This is a genomic window from Sporosarcina sp. (assembly GCF_029257255.1).
Taxonomy (GTDB): Bacteria; Bacillota; Bacilli; order Bacillales_A; family Planococcaceae; genus Sporosarcina.
In genome coordinates this window covers 1-23,034 of the sequence record NZ_JARICI010000055.1, presented here as the reverse complement: position 1 = coordinate 23,034, position 23,034 = coordinate 1, and the positions used below count along the sequence as shown (strand labels likewise).

Genomic DNA, 23,034 nt, shown 5'->3' with positions numbered 1-23,034 from the left:
TATATATCAATTATGACTTGTCTACCAAGTCTCGTTTTCTTATTTTCACCAGGAAGCTTTATGCACAAAAAGCTTTGGCGCTTATAGCCAAAGCAACTGTTACTATTGTAACCATTTTTTTAAGGTGTAATAATCCGGAAACGACTTCAGCGATTGTTCACAGTGTTCGCAAATACAACGTATGTGCAGGCCCCCGTCATGATCGACCGATAACATGGCTCGTTTCTCTTCTTTCTTCAACTTCTCGATTTGGCTAAGGGTTTCTTTTGCTGCTTCGAATGGAATGGAACCTATTTCCGTGTGACAGTGATTGCAAGAATAACGGATCACGTACTCTTCACCTTCCTTTTACAAAGTATAGGCAAAGAATCCATATGTTATGCTTACCCGTTAAATTTATTCATCACCTCAAGAAAAGGCGTCTCCTTGATCCAAGCTTCACATGCATCTGCACTCTTCTGTACGGCTTCTTCCATTAGAGGTAGCTCCTCTTTATGAAAAGGAGACAGAACGTAGTCAGGGACCTTCATACCGCCTGTAGGACGATCAACACCTATGCGGATTCGATTAAATTCAGAAGTTCCTAAATGTGCGATCAATGATTTCATACCATTATGACCGCCGGCACTTCCTTTTTGGCGAAGACGGATTTTACCTGCCGGCAGATCCAAGTCGTCATATAGGACAACAAGTTCTTCATCATTCACTTCAAAATAGTCAGCCAGCGGACGCACACATTCACCTGACAAATTCATATACGTCATCGGCTTCACCAGAATCACTTTACCCTGTGCCGTATGAACAGTCGTGTATTGTCCATTGAACTTTTGCTGGAAAGGAGGTGCCTGCAAGCGTTTTGCCAGCTCATCAATTACTTGAAATCCAATATTATGGCGTGTGTTCTCATAAGTTTTCCCGGGATTTCCGAGTCCGATAATTAATCTCATTTGCTTCTCTTCCTTTTCTGAGCGATCGATATATGCATAGAAAAGGAGCGCACGTTACAAACTCGTGCGCCCATTTCATTACCTATTATGCTTCTTTACCTTCACCAATTACTTCTGGTTCAGCTTTAGTTTCAGTTGTTTCATCCAAGGCTTCCATCTCCGCTTCCGTACGAGGTGCAGAAATCGTAACCAATGCCGTTTCATCATCATTCAGAATTTCAAACTTCACTTTATCGCGAATATCGCTGACGAGCAAAGTATCACCAATCTGAAGTTCTGAAACGTCTACGTCAATGCTTTCAGGAATATCAGACGGCTTCACACGGATAGTTAATTCCCATAGTGGCTGCTGTATAGTTCCGCCTTCTTTTTCGCCAGGAGACTGGCCTACTAAGTTAATAGTAGCCTCTACTTCAAGCTCTTCCGTCATATTGATCGCTAAAAAGTCAGCGTGTGTAATGTTTCCTATAAGTACATCGGATTGATAATCACTTAATACGACATTTACATCTTTGCCGTCTACGTTCAACTTGATGACACCGTTCCGCCCTGTTTCGTGAAGCGTATCAATTAAGTCACGCTCTTTTACAGAGATTGGTGTGCTTTCCGTTTTGTAACCATAGACTACGGAAGGAATCCATCCCTCATTTCGTAATTGTCTCAGTGTTGTTTTGTCAGTTTCTCTCAATTTCGACTGCATTATGCTCATTTGTATAGTCACCTTTCCTTTAAAAAAGTTTTTTCTACCTCTTGAAACATTCAATATCAGACGACTTCAGGTAACTTGTCATCAATCAAATAACGTGCTTACAGACTTCTTCTCAAACACCCGAACAATTGCTGAAGCCAGTAAAGGCGCAATGGACAGCTGTTTAATTTTCGGAGATTGTTTATCCTCCGGCAATTTAATGGAATTCGTAATGACCAATTCCTTGATTTTAGAGTTGTTTATCCGTTCAATTGCGGGACCGGATAATACGGGATGTGAACAACAAGCATACACTTCTTTTGCTCCGCTTTCAATTAACGCGCTCGCTGCAATCGTAATCGTACCAGCTGTATCAATGATATCGTCAATCAAAATTGCAGTTTTTCCTTCTACATTTCCGACAATATTCATGACTTCTGCTACGTTAGGGCGTGGACGGCGTTTATCGATAATTGCAATCGGCGCTTTCATGCGGTCTGCCATTTTACGCGCTCTTGTAACGCCTCCATGATCAGGCGATACGATGACAAGATCATCACCTACTAAACCTTGGCCTTGGAAATATTCCGTCAAGATCGGCTCAGCAATTAAGTGGTCGATGGGAATATCAAAGAAACCTTGGATTTGAGGGGCGTGTAAATCTACCGCAATTACACGGTCTGCACCTGCTTTTTCCAATAAATTCGCAACTAATTTTGCTGTGATCGGTTCGCGTGATCCCGCTTTGCGATCCTGGCGTGCATAGCCGTAATAAGGCATTACCACACTGATTGTACGGGCAGAAGCACGCATCAGTGCATCTAACATGATGAGGAGCTCCATCAAATTATCATTTACCGGGTTGGAAGTGGACTGAATAACGAATACTTCACATCCACGAATGCTTTCGTCGATATTGATCTGGATTTCACCGTCACTAAAACGTTTGACTGAGCATTTTCCTAAAGGAAGTCCGACTTGTTCTGCTACTTCTAGTGCTAGGGGTTCATTCGCAGTTAGCGAAAAGATCTTCAATTTGTTGTTTGGATAATGATTTGCCATGATGGCCCTCCTGTTAGTTGGGTAAGATTAGTTTTTTACGTATCCCTCTTTATTCTCTTGGCGAACGCGTGCAATTGCAAGTGAATTTTCTGGAACATTTTTTGTAATGGTGGATCCGGCAGCTACAAGAGCATTTTTCCCTATTGTTACAGGCGCTACTAAGTTAGCATTACAGCCAATGAAAGCATCATCCTGTATTTCGGTCTTATACTTATTCTTGCCGTCATAATTGACTGTGATTGTGCCGCAGCCGACGTTTACATTCGTGCCGATCTCGGCATCTCCGATATAGCTCAGATGAGATACTTTACTATGATCGCCGAGTTGTGATTTCTTCACCTCGACAAAGTTTCCAACTTTTACGTGATTGCCCAATTGTGAATTAGGACGTAAATGTGCGAATGGACCGACAGCGGTATTTGAGCCCACCTGGCTGTCCAGTACAACAGATGAGTGGACGGTCGTGTGATTGCCTACTATACTGTTCTGCAAATGACTGTTGGGTCCAATTATACAATGTGTACCGATTTTTGTAGGTCCTTCTATCATCACGCCGGGCTGAATGACTGTATCACGGCCGATTTCTGCATCTGCACTGATGACAGTCTGTTCCGGATTGATGATCGTTACACCATTGCGCATATGTTTTTCTGCGATTAGGTGACGCATTTCTTTTTCTGCCTGAGCAAGTGCTACACGGTCGTTGACTCCCAATGTTTCGTGGAAGTTCGGTGTCGTATATGCCGAGATGCGCTGTCCTTCTGATTTCAGAATACCGATGACATCTGGAAGATAGTATTCGCCTTGAACATTTTCGTTATTCACTTTTTTTAGTGTTTCGAATAATGCACGGTTATCAAAGCAATACGTACCTGTGTTAATTTCCGTTACGTTGCGTTCTTCATCATTTGTATCTTTATGTTCGACGTTTCGCAATACGTCACCATTCTCTGCCCGGATGATCCGGCCATAGCCTGTCGGGTCATCTGCGTTTGCAGTAAGTATTGTAGCTTTTGCTTCTGACTTATGATGATGAGCAAGTAACGACTTCATTGTTTCACTGCTGATCAGCGGCGTATCTCCGCAGACGACAAGCGTTGTACCGTCAAGGTTGCCAAGTACATCTTCTGCTTGCTGCACTGCGTGTGCTGTGCCGAGCTGTTCTTCCTGCAGTGCGTATTCACTTTTACTTCCTATTGTCTGCTCGACCATTTCTGCGCCGTGGCCGACAATGGTAACAATCCGGTCTGCATCCAAATGACGAATATGATCAATGACATGTTCGACCATCGGTTTACCGCAAACTGGGTGAAGCACTTTATATAAATCAGACTTCATACGAGTCCCTTGTCCTGCTGCCAGGACGATAGCATATGTGTTTGTCATCTGCCAGCCCCCATCCTTAATTCAATATTGACTATATAGGAATTGAGTGGGTTTTTCAAGCATACTCCCTTGACAATTATGGATCTTTCTTTTATCATTATTAATCTTTTTGCAAATTTTGCAGTGCTTCGCGCAATTTCTAACTCCAACTAACAGGAATGTCTTGGATATACCCTTTCTCAACCGATTGAAACCAAAAGGCCATCTATTCGAATAGATGGCCTTTTGGTTGATATAACGATATGAAAACGCTTTCTTTTATTTCGTTTGTTTAAAGCGCAACTTCCTCAAGTTCCCCAACCTTATGATAAGCTGCCAAAATCGATTCCTGCACTTTTGTTCTCGCTTCAGAATTAATCGGATGCGCTACATCGCGGAATTCCCCATCTGGTGTACGCTTGCTCGGCATCGCCACAAATAATCCGTCATTCCCCTCGATGACTCGGATATCATGGATGACAAATTGATCGTTTAGCGTAATGGAAGCAATCGCCCTCATTCTGCCTTCTGTGTCTACCTTGCGTAATCTCACATCTGTAATCTCCATTTTCCCCACTCCCTTGTTGTCAATTATTCACAATGTATATATTCTAGATAGAATGGAAAATTTCCTCTTTTTACCCAGAATTGTTGTGTTAATTCTATAATACTAGTTTTTCACTCAGATTAAAATAGAATTTTTTGTGAATTTTTAAATTTCACATTTGAAGCAATGTTTTTTCTCTAATTACTCCATATATCCCCACTCGTTTATCACTATAAAAAGAACGGTTCCCGTGTCCGAATTAGACATAAGAACCGTCTGCTTGATTGTGATCATTATTTACAAAGAGCAATTACTTCGATTTCAACACGTACGTCTTTTGGAAGGCGTGCGACTTCTACTGTGGAACGTGCCGGTTTATGGTCACCGAAGTGCTCTGCATATACTTCGTTTAATTCAGCAAACTCATTCATATCTTGAATAAATACAGTTGCTTTGATTACTTGCTGCAAACTGGATCCCGCTTCTTCGAGTATGGTTTTAAGATTGGCAAACACTTGATTTGTCTGCTCTTTGATTCCGCCTTCTACCAGTTCTCCTGCTGCATTCAATGGAATTGCGCCTGACGTATAGACCATTCCGTTCACTTTCACTGCTTGTGAATACGGGCCAATCGCCTGTGGTGCCCGTTCTGTTTTTACATATTCCATTTCTCATTACCGCCTCTCGAAAAGTAGTTTCCTTCTTCCAGCTCGATCTTTCTGTGTTTCTCGTCCACCCCGTGCAGTTTAATCAAAGACAGATAGTCATCCACCAGAATTTCTTCGGGATGTTCGGCCTCTACGAGCACCGCTACCCCGCCCAACTCGCAATTAAACTCTGACAGTAAGCTTTTCATGCCATGAATGGTTCCGCCGACTTTCATGAAGTCATCCGTCAGCAGCACTTTCTGGCCACTTTGCATGCTTCTCTTCGACAGCACCATCGTCTGAATCCGGCGTGCAGAACCTGACACATAATTAATACTGACTGTAGAACCTTCTGTCACTCTACTATCACGCCTTACAACAATCACCGGAACATTCAAATGCCGGGCAATTGCATGGGCAATAGGAATTCCTTTTGTCGCGACCGTCATAATCGCATCAATACCTGCATCAAAAAATGCAGTGGCAATTACTTTGCCGATTTGATCAAGGAACTTTGGATTGCCCAGCAGATCCGTCATATACAGATAACCGCCAGGAAGCAGGCGGTCAGACTGAGCCAGCTCATCCATTAATGAATCAATCACTTGCTGTATTTCTTCTTTGCTCGCCAGAGGAATATATTTTATACCGCCTGCTGCACCGGAGATGGTTACTAACCGTCCTGTGCCGCTCTCTTCAAAGGTTTCCTTTAAGATGCCCAGATCTTCACTGATCGAAGACTTGGCCGCAGCGTATCTAGTAGAGAAAAACGTCAAAGAAATGAGTGTGTGCGGATTTTCCAGCAAATGGCGCGTCATGTCGACCAGCCTTTCACTTCTTTTCCACTTCATAATACCGACTCCTAAATCCGAATGAATTATAAGTACATTATCATAATCGTACGGAATTAATCAACTACCACACGTTCACCCAGCATTCGTACAGCGTGAACGTCTTGGCAAAATCCTTTTAATGCATTGACGATTCTTGGTACGCGTGATTCCTGCCTGACCAGACCAAACACCGTCGGACCACTGCCGCTCATTAGCACCGCATCTGCCCCGAAACGTTCCATCTGCTCTTTCAGCACCACTACATCCTGATGAAGATTCATGGTGACAGGCTCAAGGACATTTCCTAATGATGAACACATTTTTTCATAATCACCTTCCCGCAGCGCTTCCATCATGGTCTTCGTCTGCGGATGCTTAATAGACGCCAAATCAAGCTGCCCATAAATATTCCCAGTAGACACACCGATCGTTGGCTTTGCCAGGATGACCCAGCAATTCGGCGGCGACGGTAAATGAGTGATCTTCTCACCACGTCCCTGTGCAATGGCTGTACCGCCATATACGCAAAATGATACATCCGAGCCAATCTCCGCTCCGAGCACCGCCAGCTCGTCCAGTGACAGCCCGAGCTTCCACAACCGATTCAGTCCGCGCAATGCGGCAGCAGCATCTGAACTGCCGCCCGCAAGGCCTGCCGCAATCGGAATATTCTTGTCCAGCGTAATTTCAACGCCATCACTTAACCGATAGCGTTTCCGCAATAAATCAGCCGCTTGATACGCCAGGTTTTTCCGGTCATTCGGCACAAAACGATGAGATGACTTAATCGTAATGCTGCGGTCCAAAGTAGGACGAAGCCAAATACGGTCAGCCAAGTCAACAGTCGTCATAATCATTTCGACCTCATGGTATCCGTCTGGCCGTTTATTCAGTACATCTAGCGTTAAATTGATTTTCGCAGGCGCCTTTTCGTAAATCATGATAAAAGCTCCCTCCCTACCGCATGTTCTTGCTCATAATATTACCACAGAATAGATAGAACGTAGGAAGATTAAATGAAAAAAGAACTGTAAAGCGCGTTTCGCTTTTACAGTTCCTTTTGTCAGCCTGCTTTGGATTGTCCGTGACATTGGATGGATTACTTCTTCTCCTCCGTCTGCCTGCTCGCCATTTCAATTGCACGTTTCACCATATTGCCTGCATCACGTGATCGAATACCGCCCCAGCCTTCTCGCTGTACTGTCTCGTAAAATCCCAGTTCTTTCGCGATTTCTATTTTCAATTGCTCTGACATAACACCTTTTCTGGCCATTCGGTTTTCCTCCTTTGGCTGACATATATAGCTTGTGTCATATAGAAGGAATTACACGCTTAGATTTTGAGTTAAATTTTGATTCAAATAAAAAAACCTGCACAAGGATTACTTGTACAGGTTTACTAGGAATTAAAATAAAAAATTGCTTGGAAATTATTTGATGATAAAGGCCGTTTGATCTGAACCATCAAGAATGGTTATTTCAACCGCTTCGGTCAAAATATCTGCATAGCTGTAAGAAACTCTTTCAAACGCATTGTCATCCTGGTCTAACTCCACTACGAAAACCGCACGATACGTATCACGCAATACTCCAGCATGTTCGATCGTTTTTTTACGACCACCATTTGCTTTTAGGTGGAGTCGTTTCCCTAAATGAGCGTCCAGTGACTTTTTAATGTCTGCTAATGTTTTTGGCATGTTGCTTACACCTCACTAACTAATAGCATAACATTTCTTTGCAGTTCTGTCAACCAAATTTTTTATTTTAACAGTGAACCTATATCTTTGTCAAATGTTTTTTATTAATTTCACCATTTTTTCACAACATAATGTTGTTGACTTTTACTCTGGTTTCACTTATGGAAGTGAGGGTATAACGCGTTCGCGAGCCTAATAAACTCCGGAATCGATAATGTTTCGCCTCTTCGCCCAGAGTCCAATTCTGCTTCATCAAAGGATTGCTGGATCAGTTCCTTCTTCTCTTTACCCTCGGGCAATGACGCCTGCAGATTATTCCAGATTGTTTTACGGCGATGTAGGAATGAACCTTGTGTAACAATAAACAAGAAATCTTCATCTGTCACATCAGGATATGCTTCTTCTCTGCGTGTTAAACGTAAAACTGCAGATTCCACATTTGGCTGAGGAATAAATACGGTCTTTGGCACGATCATCGATACTTCTGCATCCATATAATACTGCACGGCAATGGATAATGATCCATATGCTTTGGTGCTTGGCACAGCAGTAATACGGTCCGCCACTTCTTTCTGCATCATGATGACGAGCTGTTTAACCCGTGCTTTTTCCATTAGGAATTTCATGATAATCGGTGTTGTAATGTAATACGGCAGATTGGCAACCACAACAATATCTTCGTATTCCGCAAAATGCTCCTCAATCACCTGATGAAGATCGGCTTTCAGCACATCCTGGTGAAGTACCGTAACATTCGGGTAGGGAGACATCGTGTCCTCCAGCACAGGCAACAGACGACCGTCTATTTCAAACGCTACCACTTTTCCTGCCTGACGCGCCAGATGCTCTGTCAGTGCTCCTATACCGGGTCCTACTTCAATGACACCTGTTTCTTTCGTAATGTCTGCGTGAGACACGATATTATGCAGTACGTTCGGATCGACCAGAAAGTTCTGTCCTAAACTTTTTTTGAATGAAAATCCGTGTTTCTGCAGTATCTCTTTCGTTCTCATCGGTGTTGCGATGTCTTTATACATCAGTTTTCATTTCCTCCTCGTCGAGAACTGTCAATGCCTCGTCTAATTGTATTTGGGAAATCCGGAACATTTCCAAACGTTTCTTTAACCCTTTACCATTAACCTGCCCAATCTGAAGCAACTCACTCAGGCGTTCGCGCCGTTTTCTTGAGTCTTCATGGCCGAGCAGCCGCGCCTCGAGCAGCCTGGCCATAGGGATCTCTTCTATAGTATGCTTGCTAACTGTATAAACAGAAGCTAAAGCATGGCGAATTGCTTCATCACTGGCATGTTCAATCCCAAGTCCACGGCCGTTTTTCGCAATCGTCTCTTTTTTCGGCAGGAATGCGTGCTTAACGTCCGGTACCTTTTCTTCCACAATTGCGCGAATGCGTCTGCCGGGGAAATCAGGATCTGTAAACACGATGACGCCGCGTGTCTTTTGTGCATGACGAATCCGCTCTATCGTCATTTCATTGACGGCAGAGCCATTTGTTTCAATTGTATCAGCACCTGTTGCCCGTCTGACAGCGACAGTATCCGATTTCCCTTCCACTACGATGACTTCTTCTATATTCACAAGATTCCTCTTTTCTGCTCACATCATTCTTTCTATTTTACAGTTTTTTCACATGCTGCACAACCATACAGATCTCTTTGTGTACGCAAAAAAACCGGTAAAAGAAAGTCTCGCTTTCTTTTACCGGCAGTTTATCAGTTGATTACTTTAATTTTTACTGTACGGCGTCCAAATTGATAAGCTGCTGCTTTAGTCGGCATATGCAAATCGATACGGTTGCCTTTTATTGCGCCGCCTGTGTCTCCTGCTACTGCATAACCATATCCTTCAACCCATACTTTTGAGCCTAATGGAATCACGCTTGGATCGACCGCAATCACTTTTAAATTTGGGTTTGCGCGCAAGTCGATACCTGTTGCCGTTGTTCCCGAACATCCATTACAGTATGCTGTGTATGCACTGGCATTCGCATAAAATTCACGGCCGCCACTTGGTTCATTACCACGAGATACCCCTACGTTGCCGTTATTCTTAGAACCGTTACTCGCACTCGCTACCATAACTTTCGATCCGACATTCACTACTTTGTGCGTCGGTTTCTCTAATAATTTTTCGCTTACCAGCTCGCGAGATACGACTTTCCCGTTCTTCTTCGTTACTTCAAACGTTCGCTGTACTTTTCCTTTTTTACCTTCCTGAACCACTTTTTCGCGGCCTTTCAGTAATTTAGGATCTGCTTTCGTCTGTACTTTGAAGTTCTCTGCTTCTTCCACTACATCGGTGACCTTTTCTACTCGTGCAATGTTTACCGTTGCATTAGACGATGTCAGCGTTGCTTTCGAATCGCCTTCTACTTTATCCAATTCATTGAGACGGATATTTTGTTCTCTTAAAAAGTCAGCGACCGTAGTCGAAGTTGACCAGTGGGTACTTTCATTTCCACCGTCTTTTACCGTAACTTGAAATGCTCTTTCAATCGTAATCGGCTGATCAGCTGAAACATTTGACGCAAGCGCAGGTTCTATTTCGTCATGCGAGCTGACATCAATATTCGCTGTTTTAAGCACATCTTGCACAGTTTGCTCCGTCGTCCACATTTCTGTTGCCTTGCCGTCTACATCTATAGTAACTTTTTTCGCCTGTTTCCACTGGATAGCTAAGCCATTCTCCACTGGTGTGTTCATCGAAGGTTCAAGATGGTCTTGTGTCTTCACTTTTACGTCATGTGCAGCTAATACTTCTTCCACTGTTGCTGCTGCCGTCCGCAATTCGGTTTGCTTACCGTTTAGAGCCAACGAGACATTTTTCTTTTTACCATCAATCAAAACTAGTGATGTGGTAGTTATAAATAAAGCCATTGCAATCGCTAGAATGGCAATACGCTTACCCTTCGTTGAAAACGTAAACAGGTTTTTCATGGGTTTCTGAGACATGAAAAAAATCCTCCTTTATTACTCGGCTGAGTATATAGTGTTTGATTTTGCCTGTCAACCTTTTAAACTGACAACCAGTCAGGAGACGGCAGCACTTTTTTGTCTGTCAAGAAACGCAAACCCAGTGACCACTATATTCACTGTATACCGAAAAGATTCATCGCATTTTTGGTCGTTTGCATTCCAACTTCCTCAACAGAGAGTTCTTTCAGCCGTGCAATTTCTTCTGCAACAAGCGGTACGTATGAGGGTTCATTGCGTTTCCCTCTGTATGGATGAGGCGCTAAATAAGGCGCGTCCGTTTCAATTAATAATTTGTCCAAAGGAATTTCTTTTGCTACTTCTTTTGGCATTTTGGCATTCTTGAAAGTTACAGGTCCGCCAAGAGATATGAGAAAATTCATGTCGATGCATTGTTTGGCCGTCTCTACGCTACCTCCGTAACAATGCATAATGCCTCCCACTTCGCTAGCATTTTCTTCTTGCAAGATACGAACGACATCAGCAGTTGCATCACGATTGTGAATGATAATCGGCAAGTTTACTTCTTTCGCTAGTTGAATTTGTTTGCGAAACAGCTCTTGCTGAACGTCTTTCGGTGACTTGTCCCAATGATAATCAAGGCCCATTTCTCCGATTCCCACTACTTTAGGGTGCGCGGCCAGTTCCTTAATCCATTGTAAGTCGCTTTCCGTACAGTCGATTGCGTCAACAGGATGCCAGCCGATTACGCCGTAGATGAACGAATACTGTTCTACGAGTTCCATCGCCTTTTTAATCGTCTTCGTATCAAATCCAACGACCACCATTTTTTCTACCTTTGCGTCAATTGCGCGCTGGATGACCTCTTCAACATCCTCTTCGTATTGATCAGCATTTAAGTGGACATGTGTATCGATAAACATCTGTATCTCTCCTAACAGTATTCTCTATTTTACGAGCAATGATTATGTCTTTCATCTCATTTATATTACAACTGTGTAACAATCAAACTGCATAGTGTGCAATTGGTATTACTAGATTGCACTAGTAAATCATAATTTATCCCCGGTGTGAATTTATTTGCACTTTCTTGGTTTGAATGAAAGAGCGTTAATTGGCAGTCTAGATACCGTTACCCTGCGTTTCAGACGGACGCTTTCGGGAGGGGCCACGGTTAAACAGCTATTGAATCAAAAGCAATTTGAGTAACGAACACTATATGCATTTTATTTAGTACTATACCTAAAATCAGCAATATATGTTTCTGACCGAAAAAAAGACGCCAAGCTGTTTGCTTGGCGCCTTTTATTTCGGAGTTATTTCACTTGTGCTCCGTTTTCCAATGAAGCATCTACTGTTGCAAGTTTTAGTACGCCGTCTTTTTGACCGGCTAAAATCATTCCTTGTGAAAGCTCGCCCCGTAATTTTACGGGCTTTAAGTTTGCTACCACGATAACTTTCATTCCGACGACATCTTCAGCAGCATAATGCTCGGCGATGCCTGAGACGACTTGGCGCTGTTCATAGCCAAGGTCGAGTTGGAGTTTCAGTAACTTGTCGGCTTTTGGCATTTTTTCGCAAGCCTTGACGGTTGCCACGCGGAGCTCTACATTCATGAAATCGTCGAATGTGATTTCATTGGTCTCCTCAACGGCCTCTTCTTCAACTTCGGCAGGTGCAGTGATGGCCATTTGCTGACGAATGTATTCCACTTCTACTTCCGTATCGAGACGAGGGAAGATCGGAACACCTTTATTGATAACCGTTGTGCCTGCCGGGATCTTGTAATCTTCTTCTAATGTATCCCATCCAAGCGAATCTGCCGCCAGACCCAATTGCTCGACCGTCTGTTTCGGTGCATTCGTCATGAACGGCTGCAGCAATACGGCTGTGTGATGAAGAGACAGTGCCAAGTGATACATAACAGAAGCAAGTTTCATGCGGTCTTCTTCCGACTTCGCCAGGACCCATGGGGAGGTTTCATCAATATATTTATTCGTACGAGAAATTAATGCCCAGACATCAGATAAAACGACACTGAATTGCATTTTTTCCATCGATTTCTCATATTTATTCACAGTTTGCTGAATCATTGCGCGTAACGATTCATCAAATTCTGTTGCAACAAGATCTTCTGTCAAAATTTTACCGTCAAAGTATTTGTTGATCATAGAAATCGTACGGTTCAATAAGTTTCCTAGGTCATTCGCCAAGTCATAATTGATTCGCTCGACAAATGCTTCCGGAGAAAATACACCGTCTTGTCCAAATGGAAGCTCACGCAACAAGAAGTAACGTGTTGCATCCAAGCCGTAGCGCTCGACGAGCATTTCAGGATACACGACGTTCCCTTTGGATTTTGACATTTTCCCGTCTTTCATCATGATAAAGCCATGCGCGAATACTTTCTTCGGTAGCGGCAAATCAAGCGCCATCAAGAAGATTGGCCAATAAATCGTGTGGAAGCGAACAATATCCTTACCGACTACATGCACATCAGCCGGCCAGTACTTTTTGAAAAGAGAATCATCATCTGACAAATAGCCAAGTGCCGTAATATAATTTGTTAGTGCATCGACCCAGACGTAGATGACATGTTTTGGATCTCCAGGCACTTTAATTCCCCAGTCGAATGACATGCGGGATACAGACAAATCTTCCAGTCCAGGCTTAATAAAGTTATTGATCATTTCATTTTTTCGCGATTCCGGCTCAATAAATGTTGGATTTTCCTCATAATAAGCCAATAGACGATCCGCATATTTCTTCATGTTAAAGAAATAAGATTCTTCCTCCACCCGCTGAACAGGACGACCACAATCCGGGCAATTTCCATCTTCCAGTTGAGATTCTGTGAAATACGATTCACAAGGCACACATTTCCAGCCTTCATATTTCCCTTTATAAATGTCACCATTGTCTAGAAACTTCTGGAAAATATTTTCGACTACTTTTGTATGGCGATCCTCTGTTGTCCGGATCAAATCATCATACGAAATATCCATCAGTTTCCACAGATTCTTCGCAGTATCTGCAATAGCATCTACATATTTTATCGGTGTAAGCCCTTCTTCTTCAGCTTTTTCCTGGATTTTTTGTCCATGCTCGTCCATCCCCGTCAAAAAGCGGACGTCATATCCGCGCAACCGTTTATAACGCGCCATTGCATCGGATGCAATTGTTGTATAAGCAGTTCCAATATGGAATTTCCCACTAGGATAATAGATTGGTGTTGTGATATAAAATGTTTTACTTTGATTCTCCACACAAATTCCTCCAAATTAAATAATGTATAACTTCATTTTATCGGATGTTGTACAAAAGTGCCATGTTCTCCTCTGATTAAGCTAAATTCTATCCACTTCTCTCCCGTCATTTTTAAAAAACCAGCTAAAAAACGATATATATACCATTTAATACCTATCAAAAATTTAATAAAAAATATTATTGTTTTTTCGAGTTATGATGATTGACGATTATTGGAAGAGTTGGTATGATGTTTAATAGACAAGAGAATCATGTCGAATTTTGACGAATAGAAAACTAGAGTGTAGGAGGAATTCTTGTCATGAAATCTACTGGAATTGTAAGAAAAGTTGATGAGCTAGGCCGTGTGGTTATCCCCATTGAATTACGCCGCACGCTTGGTATCGAGCAAAAAGACGCGTTAGAGATATACGTGGACGACGACAAAATTATCTTAAAGAAGTACATGCCTAATATGACATGCTCTATTACAGGAGAAGTGTCAGACGACAACCTTCGTCTAATTGACGGTAAGTTAATTTTAAGCCCAGAAGGCGCAAAACAATTGATTGAAGAGATTCAAAATAAGATCAATTAATAAAAAAGAATCCTGAGCGTATTGCCGTTCCGGGTTCTTTTTTCTTTTAAATTTTATTAATCTACGTGGTATGCTTGATACACCTCACGCTTACCAAGCCCGCGAGCTTCCGCCACTTCCTTTATAGCTTCTTTCGAACGCACATCCCGCTGTTCGATTATCCGTTCCACATGTTCTTTGATCGAAAGTCCTGTCCACCATTCTTCAATTTGCTCTTTTGGAGCCTCATGATTTCCTTCCAACACTAAACAAAATTCGCCTCTGATTTCGTTCGAATCCGCCCAATCTATTGCTTCTGCGAGCGTTCCTCTCAATAACTCTTCAAAACGTTTCGTCAATTCACGTGCCATAACAATTCTCCGTTCATCACCGAACTGCTCTGCCAAATTACGCAGTGTTTGCTTGAGTCGGTGAGGTGCTTCATAAAACAATAGTGTCTCTTCATAGCGCTGTAGTTTAGCGAGCTGCGCTTTCTGCTCTTTCTTCTGCCGTGGCAGAAACCCCCAAAACAAAAATGGCTGCGGAGTAATACCTGAAGCAACCAATGCTGTCACTGCTGCATTAGGACCGGGAACCGGAACGACTGCCAATCCGTGTTCGATCGCCAATTCCACTAGATCAGCTCCAGGATCTGAGATGCACGGCATACCCGCATCACTGACGATGGCTATATCCTTCCCATTTTGAAGGTAATCTATAATCTTTTCTCCTGCATCCCGCGTATTATGTTCATGATAACTGATTAGCGGCGTCTGGATAGCAAAATGATTACACAGTTTGATCGTATTACGCGTATCTTCTGCGGCAATGAAATCAGCTTCCTGTAAAATACGCACGGCGCGGAACGTCATATCTTCCAAATTGCCAATCGGTGTGCCAACAATAAATAATTTCCCTGCTTCTGTTTCTTCAGCACTTTTTTGTGATGTAATCATTCTGAACGCTCCTTTCGAATATACTGCTCTTTTTGCGGACGGGTTAAGGTCTTAAACTGGTACTCAGCCTGCATCGCTTCCCGTTTTGTTTCAAAAGCTTCCTTATATAAATAGCGTACGGGCAAACGCCCTCTCGTATACTTCGCGCCCTTCCCTTCATTATGCACACGCAAGCGACGTTCTAAATCATTCGTGTAGCCTGCATAATAGGAACCATCCTTGCATTCTAACACATAAAAGAAATGCTCACTTGTCGCCATACAGCAAGAGCCTCACTTCTTCTGTGTATTCGTTGTTTTCCTGATAGACATATAAGGGAGGGAGAATTTTCAAGTCCGGTTTTCCGTCTTTTATCGCTTCGATTAGCAGCGTATTCGCCTCTTTGCCTTCCTTCGGATAAACAAACCGAATCCGCTTCGGCTCCAGACGATATTTCCTCATTGAAGTAATCATATCCAGCAACCTGCCCGGCCGGTGTACAAATGCAGCTTTTCCACCTTGCTTCAGCAATTCACTAGCGGACTGGACCGCCTGATCCAATGTTAATTCCACTTCATGCCGCGCAATCGTATAATGCTCGCTTTTATTCCTCGCACTCGCATCGTTTGCTGCGAAGTACGGTGGATTGCATGTTACCGTATCGAACTTATCATAGCCAATCTTTTTGGCTATGCCAATTACATTATCCTGCATAATCGTCAGCTGTTTTTCCAAATGATTATGCTTTACACTCCGCTTTGCCATATCCGCCAGCCGCTCCTGCAGCTCAACTCCAATAATATCAGCCTTCGTACGAGCACTCAAAAATAATGGAATTGCACCATTTCCAGTACACAAATCTACCACTTTTCCTCCTCGGATCGGCATATAAGCAAAGCGGGCCAGTAATACCGCATCCAATGAAAAGGAAAAGACTGAAGGACTTTGGATAATACGTAAGTCCTCCGCCAATAAATAATCCAGCCGTTCATCATCCCGTAAATTCATTCAGCATACTCCTTACTCAAAAGAAAAAGCCAATACCTAAAACTAGGAATTGACCTTCTCAACCATTCTGTTTATTTAAAAATGACAGACAAAACAAGCAATCTTCGCCCTTACGGCTGCTGCCGTAATGTACGTTGCACACATGAAACCCTTCATTGTACAGACGAGCTAGATTATCTACACCTTCGCCGACATCCAGTTTCTTCGGACGTTCATCCCGTGCGGTCTCTTCTATATTTTGTGTAATCTTATCAATTTCATCCAGACGCATTCGCAGATGATGATTTTCCAGACGAAGCGAGTGGTTTTCTTCAGTCATCTCTGCCACAAATCCAATGAGTTCCCTGAATTGTTTTTGCATGGAATCTAACTGCTGCTCAAACTCCATCACTCGATCAAGAAAATTCACTTCTTTCAACTGTTCCACCTCATCATTTCGTCAATTGAGCCATTTCCTTCTGTAAATCCTCAATCTCACTCCACGCATATTCGAGCACTCTCTCAAATGCCGGCATATTCACTTGCAATACACGTTCCAATAAATTCAGACCGACTACTTTTCCGACGCCATCTGGTGTAGCAACCTGTGTGCCGACGTCCGGCATCTGTGCTTTTGCTTCTTCGTACGCATCATTTTCATACTTCAGACAGCACATCAAACGTCCGCACAGACCTGAAATCTTCGATGGATTCAGCGAAAGGTTCTGATCCTTAGCCATCTTAATGGACACTGGTTCAAAGTCGCCTAAGAAAGTTGAACAGCACAGCATTCTACCGCAAGGCCCTATACCGCCGAGCATCTTCGCTTCGTCACGCACTCCAATTTGCCGAAGCTCAATTCGTGTACGGAAAATGGATGCGAGGTCCTTAACTAAGTTTCTGAAATCGACACGTCCTTCAGCAGTAAAATAAAATACAATTTTATTGCGGTCAAACGTATACTCTACATCAACCAGGCGCATGTCTAATCGATGTTCTATAATTTTATCAGTGCAGACATCAAAAGCCTGCTCTGCTTCTGCCTGATTTTCTTTCACACGCTCGCGATCACTCTCATCTGCAAGACGAATGATCTTTTTCAATGGCAAGACGACATCTTCATCATCTATTTCATTACTTCGACTGGCCACTTTACCGTACTCTACGCCTCTTGCGGTTTCCACAATGACATAGTTGCCAATTTCAATTGGCATATCTAATGGATCGAAATAATATAATTTACCCGCTTTTTTAAAACGGACGCCTACGACTTTATACAAACAATAACCCCTCCTGCATAGTAAGCACCAATTGTTCCAGTAAAAGCGTACGATTCATGTTTTGATGCAATCGTTTTTTTGCCTGCAAGATGGCATCTATTTTCACAGTTAAACTGCTATACGCATTTTTGACAGAGTGTCTAGTGAAGGTTTCCAGCTGATCGGGATAAGCAATAGTTTCATGCAGTCCCGCTTTCACCGCAACAATATCACGGTAGGCGAAGAGAAGCAAATCTATTCCTTGTTCACAATCGTTCTTTTCCTTCATTAAAGGCAGCCAATCTGTCTGAATGAACAGCAATGCCTCACTTGGCGAACGCTGCTCGATTGCCTCTACTAATTTTAACACTAATCTCCGTTTCTGTACAAAGGATTCTTCCTGCGCCAATTCATAAGCCGCTTCTATATCCGCAGTCATCAGTGTAACCGTAGCTGCCATTGATGCAGTTACTCCTCTTTCCGTGAGCTTTTCCATAATTTCTTCCCGGTTCATCGGTTGCAATGATATCCTTTGGCAGCGTGACTGAATCGTCGGAAGCAGAGAAGTATAGGAGTCCGTCAATAAAATGGCAGTCACTTCTCCCTCAGGTTCTTCCAGAAACTTCAGCAGCGTATTAGCTGCAAAGCCATTCATGCGCTCTGCGTTTGCGATAACATAGACTTTGCGCCCCTCTTCAAAGCCCTTCTTCGCCATAATCTGAATGACATTTTCAATCTGTTCTTTTTTTATATCTTGACCGTCTGGCCGGATCGTCAGTATATTTGGGTGGTTCCCTGAATCAATTCGTTTACACGAATGACATGTTTCACATGGAACATTTTCTTTTGGATCCATGCAAAGCAGGAGTTTGGTGAAATGTCGTGCAATTTCTTCCTTACCTGCTCCAGTCGGTCCATCAAATATATAAGCATGACCGATCCTTTTACGTTTATGAATAGCCTGTAAACGCTGGATCACCTGCTGCTGAGACTGCAGTGCACGATTCAATATTGCTTCCGACATGCAATCCCCTCCTTGCTAACTCTTCCATGCCGTTGTAAAAAACCCCGTGCTACTCGATTAGGGCAGCACGGGATCACGTATATAAGTTGATCAGAAGGCCTTTAATTTCACCTATTTTTGCCAACAAATCAATGGATGATGATTCTTCATCTAATAAAGCTTCTGTCAGCGCAATCAACTTTTCGTCAATCGTCTGTACAATTTTCAACCGGCGACCTTCACCGAATTGATTCCATGTATGAGATTGCTTCAGCTCAATACCGGAGTCTACTGCTTCTTTCAAAAAGCGCTTGATCAGCATTTTATACTTCGCCATGTCACGCAGATTCCGCGATCTGGCCAATCTGTCTCCCGCGCTCGAAATATCTCCAAATAACCGGGTAATCTGTTCACCCTGGAGACGTGATTCCTGCTTTTCAACCATTTGCCCGAAACGTGCATTAGGCGGGTGTGGTCGAAGCGGGTCCGGTAATTTTTCCATCCCTGTACGATAGTCACCATTGACTTTCATCAGAGCTCACCTCAATATCAAAAATGGTGGAATTGTTCAATTGGCAGGACAAATACAGTCGCTCCGCCCACTTCTACTTCAATAGGATACGGAATATATGAATCCGCATTTCCACCCATTGGTGAAACAGGTGCAACCATCTGATCGCGTGAACGGCAGTTAACCCGAATTAAATCCAATGCTTTTGATACCAGTTCATCTTCTACACCCATCAGGAATGTAGTGTTGCCCGCGCGGAGAAATCCCCCTGTACTGGCCAACTTCGTATTCCGAAAATCACTTTTAGTTAACGCGGAAGATAATCGGTTACTATCCTGGTCCTGTACCACTGCTACTATCAGTTTCAATGTACTCTCCCCTTTTCCGATTTCTTATCTATGCAAGGCTTTAATTGGAACGTGCCTATTATTAAAAATAAGGTTCCTCTTTATTATATCATGAATCTTTGTGTAAGATGACTTCTGAACTAACAATTTCCCAAACATTTTCGACTACTTGCGCCTGAGGCTGATTTGCATTGACTGTACGAACTCGATCCCCGTCCTGCCGGATTACTTCTTGATACCCTTCGTAGACCTTCTGATGAAACTCCAACTTTTCCAGATCCAGGCGATTCCGTTCGCGTTCCTGATCCTTCCAAATCCGTTCCAATCCGACTTCCGGTGGTACGTCAAAGAAAATAGTACAATCTGGCATATGATCTTCTATCGCGAATAAGTTAATGGCCAGTACTTCATCCATTCCAAGTCCTCGAGCAAAGCCTTGATATGCCAATGAGCTATCTAGGAAGCGGTCACACAGAACTATTTCACCGCCCTCAAGAGCAGGCAAAACTTTTTCGACTAGATGCTGCCGCCGTGCAGCTGCATACAATAACGCTTCTGTCTTCCCATCCATTTCCTGATGATCGGCATCTAAAATCACTTCGCGTATTTTTTCAGCAATTGGAATTCCGCCTGGTTCACGCGTAACCGTAACCGCATGCCCTTTTGCCTTCAAACGCTCTGCGATTTGATACAGCACAGTCGTCTTCCCAGCTCCTTCAGGTCCTTCAAAACTGATAAATAAACCTTTCACAAAAGCATCCCCTATCTATTCAATGACCACTTTAATTTGTTTTGTCTGATGGTCTAGTGCGCCTTGAAAGCGAGATCCCGCATCCAGTAAATTCTGCAATTGTCTCACATGTTCCTCCAACGCTCTTTCACCCGCGCACAACAAAGGGATACCAGGAGGATACGGTACAACAGACTCGGCGGCAACCCGATTCTTTGCATCTACTATTGCAACCCATTCCGATTTCATTTCGCGGAGTTGGGCAGTTTTATAAGCAACAGCCGACACAGGCATTGCTGGCAAATGAAGTATCTGCCGTCGTGCTGATGCCTTTGACATCCGCAGCGTATCTACTGCACATTTGAATTTAGACTCCAGGTCGACTGATAATGCCACATGACCTACTTTCACTAAAGGTAGCACCAATAGAACTTGATAAAGATCCGCCAGTTCCGGATAAATACCCTGTTGCTCCAATGCCTCCTGTAGCTCGAATCCCGTATAACCTTCTACACGCACTATTAACTTCAATGCGTCATCCACTTCCATCACTTCTATAGTAGGTATACTGCGTAGCCCTCTCAGCAACTGCAACCGATATATTTGAAAATATGCATAGTCTGCCTCTTTATAAGTATCCGCATAATACCTGGCATCATCTAATGAAGCCATTAGCAAATATGATGGACTACTCGACTGTAGCATGTGTAAAAAATGCGCAACTTGTTCTGGTTGTACCAACTTCGAGCGAATATGTAAAAAGGAGGCCATCGTCATAGCAGGTAATGTCTTGTGCGCTGACTGCACCACAATGTCTGCTCCTAAATCTAACGCATGATCCGGAAATGATTTATTGACCACAAAATGTGCTCCATGTGCTTCATCCACTAAAACAGGCACATCGTACGCATGACAGACGCTTATTATTTCTTTCAATTCCATATTTACCATGCCGTAATAGGTGGGACTTGTGAAAATTGCTGCCTTTATATCTGTATACTCCCTGAACGCTGCCTTTACGGTTGCAACGGATACCCCGCCAGCTGTCTGCGTTTGTTCATCCCACTCAGGCGTCAGGAAAACCGCCTGCGCTCCTATCAACTCTATGGCATGGAATACCGATTTATGCGCGTTTCTCTGCACCAAGACTATGTCATCTTTATCGGCGGTCGCATATAGCATTGCCAAATTGCCGACTGTCGAGCCGTTGACTAGAAAAAAGCTGCGAATGCTACCATAAAGTTTGGAGAGCTTCTCCTCCGCCTTCAGAATCGCCTCTGTCGGTTCATGCAAATCATCAAGACCTGTCAACTCTGTTACATCATAAGACAAAGCATCTTGTAATACTTCCGGTAAACCAGACAAAGCCCCATGCTTATGACCAGGAACATGGAAAGACGTAGGCCGTTGTTTCTGAAAGTTCTCTAACGCCTGTACTAACGGTCGATCTTCATACATCATCTGCTGCGCACTCCTTTTCCTCTACTTAGTATAGCAAAACTATAGTCCATGGAGACAGTTCACTGACTTTTTACCACATCTGTGTGCACAAGAAAGCTTAACTTTCTTTACATACGGATTAATTGGATTTGAGACTAAAGGTTTATATATTTCAATATGCACTAATAGTATTTACACATATATCCAAAACATTAACATTCCTCAATATCCATTTTTTACAACCCGGTATATACTAAATGTTAAGACTATTTTTCAATTACTGGATATTTCTTGCTTAAAAATAATCTAATACAAAGGAGTTGATTGTGTGCCTGCTTATATGGTGAATGAATACTATATTTTCACTTCATACGACGAGCTGTCGTCCCTTATTCATGATATTGTTCATTACTCAATTTTGCCCACCCAAAGAGATAGTCATCAATTCTCTATTCAAACAGGAGAACTAGATACACATAATCTTCAATTTAAAGCAGACGGTGGGCATTCGATTACAGTACGTTACGAATCGGAAGAAGATCTATATTACTGCGTGCAATTAAATGAACTTTCAAGAGTTATTTGACCTCCTAATACAGTGTGTCTTCTATTAAAATGCCTTATTCAATTGCTTTCTCTAAATACAAAATGCCAATCTACCTAGATGGCTTATGAGCGGTGTAACATTTTTATGGAGAACGCGTTCAATAGGAAATAGTTTGACACAGCTGTCATCCAGCTAAATTTTCTCCCCTAAACGAACCATTTCACCTATAAACAAAGTTAATACACATACCACACCATTACCTCTACCTACTTAACCAAACCCAAAAACATGAGAAAGCCAATATCTATAGCGGGGTCCCAGCGGGGTAGAAAAGGGATCCATAAATACATCTGGTTGGCTTTCCTTGCACTCCACTGACATATCTTTAAAGCACCAACCATTTTGAAGGACGAACCAAAATGTTTCGCGCCATTGAGGAATATCCTTTTGTTTATCAAAACACAAAAAAGCCACTCCCCATAAGGAATGGCTTCGCTTGCCCAGCAACGTCCTACTCTCACAGGGGGAAGCCCCCGACTACCATTGGCGCGCGAGCTTACCTTCCGTGTTCGGTGCTGCGAAGAGCAAGGAGCAGCGGATTGACTGCGTCAGCTTCTCCACTTGCGAGTCTCGCGTATATCATACGCTTCGAGTCACAGCGGCTCGCTTCCTTGCACTCCACTACTCCTCGCCCTTCTCGCTATTTAGTTCTCTGT

General features: G+C 43.0%; 28 protein-coding genes. 2 read left to right on the top strand and 26 right to left on the bottom strand.

The annotated features are described in order from the left end of the window. Positions 1–102: 102 nt before the first annotated feature. The 16 genes from Q1J64_RS11650 to metG form a co-directional block, all read right to left on the bottom strand. Positions 103–330 carry an anti-sigma-F factor Fin gene (locus tag Q1J64_RS11650; protein ID WP_301109235.1) on the bottom strand — a complete coding sequence of 76 codons (228 nt, stop codon included), beginning with the start codon at positions 328–330 and terminating at the stop codon, positions 103–105. Between the two features lie 53 nt (positions 331–383). Further along, the gene (gene pth / locus Q1J64_RS11645; protein ID WP_301109234.1) at positions 384–947 is read right to left on the bottom strand and encodes an aminoacyl-tRNA hydrolase; all 564 of its coding nucleotides are present in this window, start codon (positions 945–947) and stop codon (positions 384–386) included. A gap of 85 nt (positions 948–1,032) precedes the next feature. Then, complete coding sequence (locus Q1J64_RS11640; RefSeq protein WP_301109232.1) at positions 1,033–1,656, bottom strand: 50S ribosomal protein L25/general stress protein Ctc; 624 nt, start codon at positions 1,654–1,656, stop codon at positions 1,033–1,035. Between the two features lie 81 nt (positions 1,657–1,737). Beyond that, complete coding sequence (locus Q1J64_RS11635; RefSeq protein WP_301109231.1) at positions 1,738–2,697, bottom strand: ribose-phosphate diphosphokinase; 960 nt, start codon at positions 2,695–2,697, stop codon at positions 1,738–1,740. Positions 2,698–2,724: 27 nt separating this feature from the next. Then, positions 2,725–4,083 (bottom strand): bifunctional UDP-N-acetylglucosamine diphosphorylase/glucosamine-1-phosphate N-acetyltransferase GlmU, encoded by a 1,359-nt coding sequence (gene glmU / locus Q1J64_RS11630; protein ID WP_301109230.1) that lies wholly within the window; start codon positions 4,081–4,083, stop codon positions 2,725–2,727. 271 nt (positions 4,084–4,354) lie between these two features. Continuing rightward, positions 4,355–4,630, bottom strand: coding sequence for a septation regulator SpoVG (spoVG, locus tag Q1J64_RS11625; protein WP_301109229.1), 276 nt, complete (start codon positions 4,628–4,630; stop codon positions 4,355–4,357). A 272-nt stretch (positions 4,631–4,902) separates the two neighbouring features. Then, positions 4,903–5,277 carry a RidA family protein gene (locus tag Q1J64_RS11620; RefSeq protein WP_301109228.1) on the bottom strand — a complete coding sequence of 125 codons (375 nt, stop codon included), beginning with the start codon at positions 5,275–5,277 and terminating at the stop codon, positions 4,903–4,905. Beyond that, positions 5,265–6,107: a pur operon repressor gene (gene purR, locus Q1J64_RS11615; protein ID WP_301109227.1), complete on the bottom strand. Its 843-nt coding sequence runs from the start codon at positions 6,105–6,107 to the stop codon at positions 5,265–5,267. The genes Q1J64_RS11620 and purR overlap by 13 nt, the downstream gene beginning before the upstream one ends. Before the next feature lie 56 nt (positions 6,108–6,163). Further along, entirely contained in the window at positions 6,164–7,030 is an 867-nt protein-coding gene (gene ispE, locus Q1J64_RS11610; protein WP_301109226.1) for a 4-(cytidine 5'-diphospho)-2-C-methyl-D-erythritol kinase, read from the bottom strand. A gap of 158 nt (positions 7,031–7,188) precedes the next feature. After that, a complete protein-coding gene (locus tag Q1J64_RS11605) occupies positions 7,189–7,362 on the bottom strand; it encodes a small, acid-soluble spore protein, alpha/beta type (RefSeq protein WP_301109225.1) in 174 nt (57 codons plus the stop codon). Positions 7,363–7,518: 156 nt separating this feature from the next. Further along, complete coding sequence (gene veg / locus Q1J64_RS11600) at positions 7,519–7,785, bottom strand: biofilm formation stimulator Veg (RefSeq protein ID WP_081243506.1); 267 nt, start codon at positions 7,783–7,785, stop codon at positions 7,519–7,521. Positions 7,786–7,940: 155 nt separating this feature from the next. Then, the gene (gene rsmA, locus Q1J64_RS11595) at positions 7,941–8,822 is read right to left on the bottom strand and encodes a 16S rRNA (adenine(1518)-N(6)/adenine(1519)-N(6))-dimethyltransferase RsmA (RefSeq protein ID WP_301109224.1); all 882 of its coding nucleotides are present in this window, start codon (positions 8,820–8,822) and stop codon (positions 7,941–7,943) included. After that, the gene (gene rnmV, locus Q1J64_RS11590) at positions 8,815–9,381 is read right to left on the bottom strand and encodes a ribonuclease M5 (protein ID WP_301109223.1); all 567 of its coding nucleotides are present in this window, start codon (positions 9,379–9,381) and stop codon (positions 8,815–8,817) included. The genes rsmA and rnmV overlap by 8 nt, the downstream gene beginning before the upstream one ends. Positions 9,382–9,515: 134 nt before the next feature. After that, positions 9,516–10,754 (bottom strand): G5 and 3D domain-containing protein, encoded by a 1,239-nt coding sequence (locus Q1J64_RS11585; protein WP_301109222.1) that lies wholly within the window; start codon positions 10,752–10,754, stop codon positions 9,516–9,518. A gap of 137 nt (positions 10,755–10,891) precedes the next feature. Continuing rightward, a complete protein-coding gene (locus Q1J64_RS11580) occupies positions 10,892–11,659 on the bottom strand; it encodes a TatD family hydrolase (protein WP_301109221.1) in 768 nt (255 codons plus the stop codon). Positions 11,660–12,052: 393 nt separating this feature from the next. After that, positions 12,053–14,002, bottom strand: a complete 1,950-nt coding sequence (gene metG, locus Q1J64_RS11575) for a methionine--tRNA ligase (RefSeq protein WP_301109220.1) — start codon at positions 14,000–14,002, stop codon at positions 12,053–12,055. 302 nt (positions 14,003–14,304) lie between these two features. Here metG and abrB point away from each other — a divergent pair, with 302 nt between their 5' ends. After that, a complete protein-coding gene (gene abrB / locus Q1J64_RS11570) occupies positions 14,305–14,580 on the top strand; it encodes a transition state genes transcriptional regulator AbrB (protein WP_301109219.1) in 276 nt (91 codons plus the stop codon). Positions 14,581–14,636: 56 nt separating this feature from the next. Here abrB and rsmI read toward each other — a convergent pair whose 3' ends face one another. The 10 genes from rsmI to Q1J64_RS11520 all read right to left on the bottom strand — a co-directional run bounded on the left by rsmI (position 14,637) and on the right by Q1J64_RS11520 (position 21,792). Beyond that, positions 14,637–15,512 (bottom strand): 16S rRNA (cytidine(1402)-2'-O)-methyltransferase, encoded by an 876-nt coding sequence (gene rsmI, locus Q1J64_RS11565; protein WP_301109262.1) that lies wholly within the window; start codon positions 15,510–15,512, stop codon positions 14,637–14,639. Further along, a complete protein-coding gene (locus Q1J64_RS11560) occupies positions 15,512–15,775 on the bottom strand; it encodes a GIY-YIG nuclease family protein (RefSeq protein WP_301109218.1) in 264 nt (87 codons plus the stop codon). Before Q1J64_RS11560 ends, rsmI begins: the two co-directional genes overlap by 1 nt. Further along, positions 15,762–16,502, bottom strand: a complete 741-nt coding sequence (locus tag Q1J64_RS11555) for a tRNA1(Val) (adenine(37)-N6)-methyltransferase (RefSeq protein ID WP_301109217.1) — start codon at positions 16,500–16,502, stop codon at positions 15,762–15,764. Before Q1J64_RS11555 ends, Q1J64_RS11560 begins: the two co-directional genes overlap by 14 nt. A 58-nt stretch (positions 16,503–16,560) precedes the next feature. Further along, on the bottom strand, positions 16,561–16,920 hold the full coding sequence (yabA, locus tag Q1J64_RS11550) for a DNA replication initiation control protein YabA (RefSeq protein ID WP_153723280.1): 360 nt from the start codon (positions 16,918–16,920) through the stop codon (positions 16,561–16,563). A 13-nt stretch (positions 16,921–16,933) separates the two neighbouring features. Next, entirely contained in the window at positions 16,934–17,761 is an 828-nt protein-coding gene (locus tag Q1J64_RS11545) for a PSP1 domain-containing protein (RefSeq protein WP_301109216.1), read from the bottom strand. Beyond that, complete coding sequence (gene holB / locus Q1J64_RS11540; protein WP_301109215.1) at positions 17,754–18,764, bottom strand: DNA polymerase III subunit delta'; 1,011 nt, start codon at positions 18,762–18,764, stop codon at positions 17,754–17,756. Before holB ends, Q1J64_RS11545 begins: the two co-directional genes overlap by 8 nt. Positions 18,765–18,837: 73 nt before the next feature. After that, positions 18,838–19,275 carry a YaaR family protein gene (locus Q1J64_RS11535; protein WP_301109214.1) on the bottom strand — a complete coding sequence of 146 codons (438 nt, stop codon included), beginning with the start codon at positions 19,273–19,275 and terminating at the stop codon, positions 18,838–18,840. A gap of 17 nt (positions 19,276–19,292) precedes the next feature. After that, entirely contained in the window at positions 19,293–19,622 is a 330-nt protein-coding gene (darA, locus tag Q1J64_RS11530) for a cyclic di-AMP receptor DarA (RefSeq protein WP_153723284.1), read from the bottom strand. Positions 19,623–19,710: 88 nt separating this feature from the next. Next, positions 19,711–20,352 carry a dTMP kinase gene (gene tmk, locus Q1J64_RS11525; RefSeq protein WP_301109213.1) on the bottom strand — a complete coding sequence of 214 codons (642 nt, stop codon included), beginning with the start codon at positions 20,350–20,352 and terminating at the stop codon, positions 19,711–19,713. A gap of 15 nt (positions 20,353–20,367) precedes the next feature. Beyond that, complete coding sequence (locus Q1J64_RS11520) at positions 20,368–21,792, bottom strand: aminotransferase class I/II-fold pyridoxal phosphate-dependent enzyme (RefSeq protein ID WP_301109212.1); 1,425 nt, start codon at positions 21,790–21,792, stop codon at positions 20,368–20,370. 307 nt (positions 21,793–22,099) lie between these two features. Here Q1J64_RS11520 and Q1J64_RS11515 point away from each other — a divergent pair, with 307 nt between their 5' ends. Then, on the top strand, positions 22,100–22,357 hold the full coding sequence (locus Q1J64_RS11515; RefSeq protein WP_301109211.1) for a hypothetical protein: 258 nt from the start codon (positions 22,100–22,102) through the stop codon (positions 22,355–22,357). Positions 22,358–23,034: the final 677 nt, after the last annotated feature.

Excerpts from the sequence above, each read along its gene's own strand:
- pth (WP_301109234.1), bottom strand. The coding sequence starts at position 947 with ATGAGATTAATTATCGGACTCGGAAATCCCGGGAAAACTTATGAGAAC.
- Q1J64_RS11640 (WP_301109232.1), bottom strand. The coding sequence starts at position 1,656 with ATGAGCATAATGCAGTCGAAATTGAGAGAAACTGACAAAACAACACTG.
- Q1J64_RS11635 (WP_301109231.1), bottom strand. The coding sequence starts at position 2,697 with ATGGCAAATCATTATCCAAACAACAAATTGAAGATCTTTTCGCTAACT.
- glmU (WP_301109230.1), bottom strand. The coding sequence starts at position 4,083 with ATGACAAACACATATGCTATCGTCCTGGCAGCAGGACAAGGGACTCGT.
- spoVG (WP_301109229.1), bottom strand. The coding sequence starts at position 4,630 with ATGGAGATTACAGATGTGAGATTACGCAAGGTAGACACAGAAGGCAGA.
- Q1J64_RS11620 (WP_301109228.1), bottom strand. The coding sequence starts at position 5,277 with ATGGAATATGTAAAAACAGAACGGGCACCACAGGCGATTGGCCCGTAT.
- purR (WP_301109227.1), bottom strand. The coding sequence starts at position 6,107 with ATGAAGTGGAAAAGAAGTGAAAGGCTGGTCGACATGACGCGCCATTTG.
- ispE (WP_301109226.1), bottom strand. The coding sequence starts at position 7,030 with ATGATTTACGAAAAGGCGCCTGCGAAAATCAATTTAACGCTAGATGTA.
- Q1J64_RS11605 (WP_301109225.1), bottom strand. The coding sequence starts at position 7,362 with ATGGCCAGAAAAGGTGTTATGTCAGAGCAATTGAAAATAGAAATCGCG.
- veg (WP_081243506.1), bottom strand. The coding sequence starts at position 7,785 with ATGCCAAAAACATTAGCAGACATTAAAAAGTCACTGGACGCTCATTTA.
- rsmA (WP_301109224.1), bottom strand. The coding sequence starts at position 8,822 with ATGTATAAAGACATCGCAACACCGATGAGAACGAAAGAGATACTGCAG.
- Q1J64_RS11585 (WP_301109222.1), bottom strand. The coding sequence starts at position 10,754 with ATGTCTCAGAAACCCATGAAAAACCTGTTTACGTTTTCAACGAAGGGT.
- Q1J64_RS11580 (WP_301109221.1), bottom strand. The coding sequence starts at position 11,659 with ATGTTTATCGATACACATGTCCACTTAAATGCTGATCAATACGAAGAG.
- abrB (WP_301109219.1), top strand. The coding sequence starts at position 14,305 with ATGAAATCTACTGGAATTGTAAGAAAAGTTGATGAGCTAGGCCGTGTG.
- Q1J64_RS11560 (WP_301109218.1), bottom strand. The coding sequence starts at position 15,775 with ATGGCGACAAGTGAGCATTTCTTTTATGTGTTAGAATGCAAGGATGGT.
- Q1J64_RS11555 (WP_301109217.1), bottom strand. The coding sequence starts at position 16,502 with ATGAATTTACGGGATGATGAACGGCTGGATTATTTATTGGCGGAGGAC.
- holB (WP_301109215.1), bottom strand. The coding sequence starts at position 18,764 with ATGTCGGAAGCAATATTGAATCGTGCACTGCAGTCTCAGCAGCAGGTG.
- Q1J64_RS11535 (WP_301109214.1), bottom strand. The coding sequence starts at position 19,275 with ATGAAAGTCAATGGTGACTATCGTACAGGGATGGAAAAATTACCGGAC.
- Q1J64_RS11520 (WP_301109212.1), bottom strand. The coding sequence starts at position 21,792 with ATGATGTATGAAGATCGACCGTTAGTACAGGCGTTAGAGAACTTTCAG.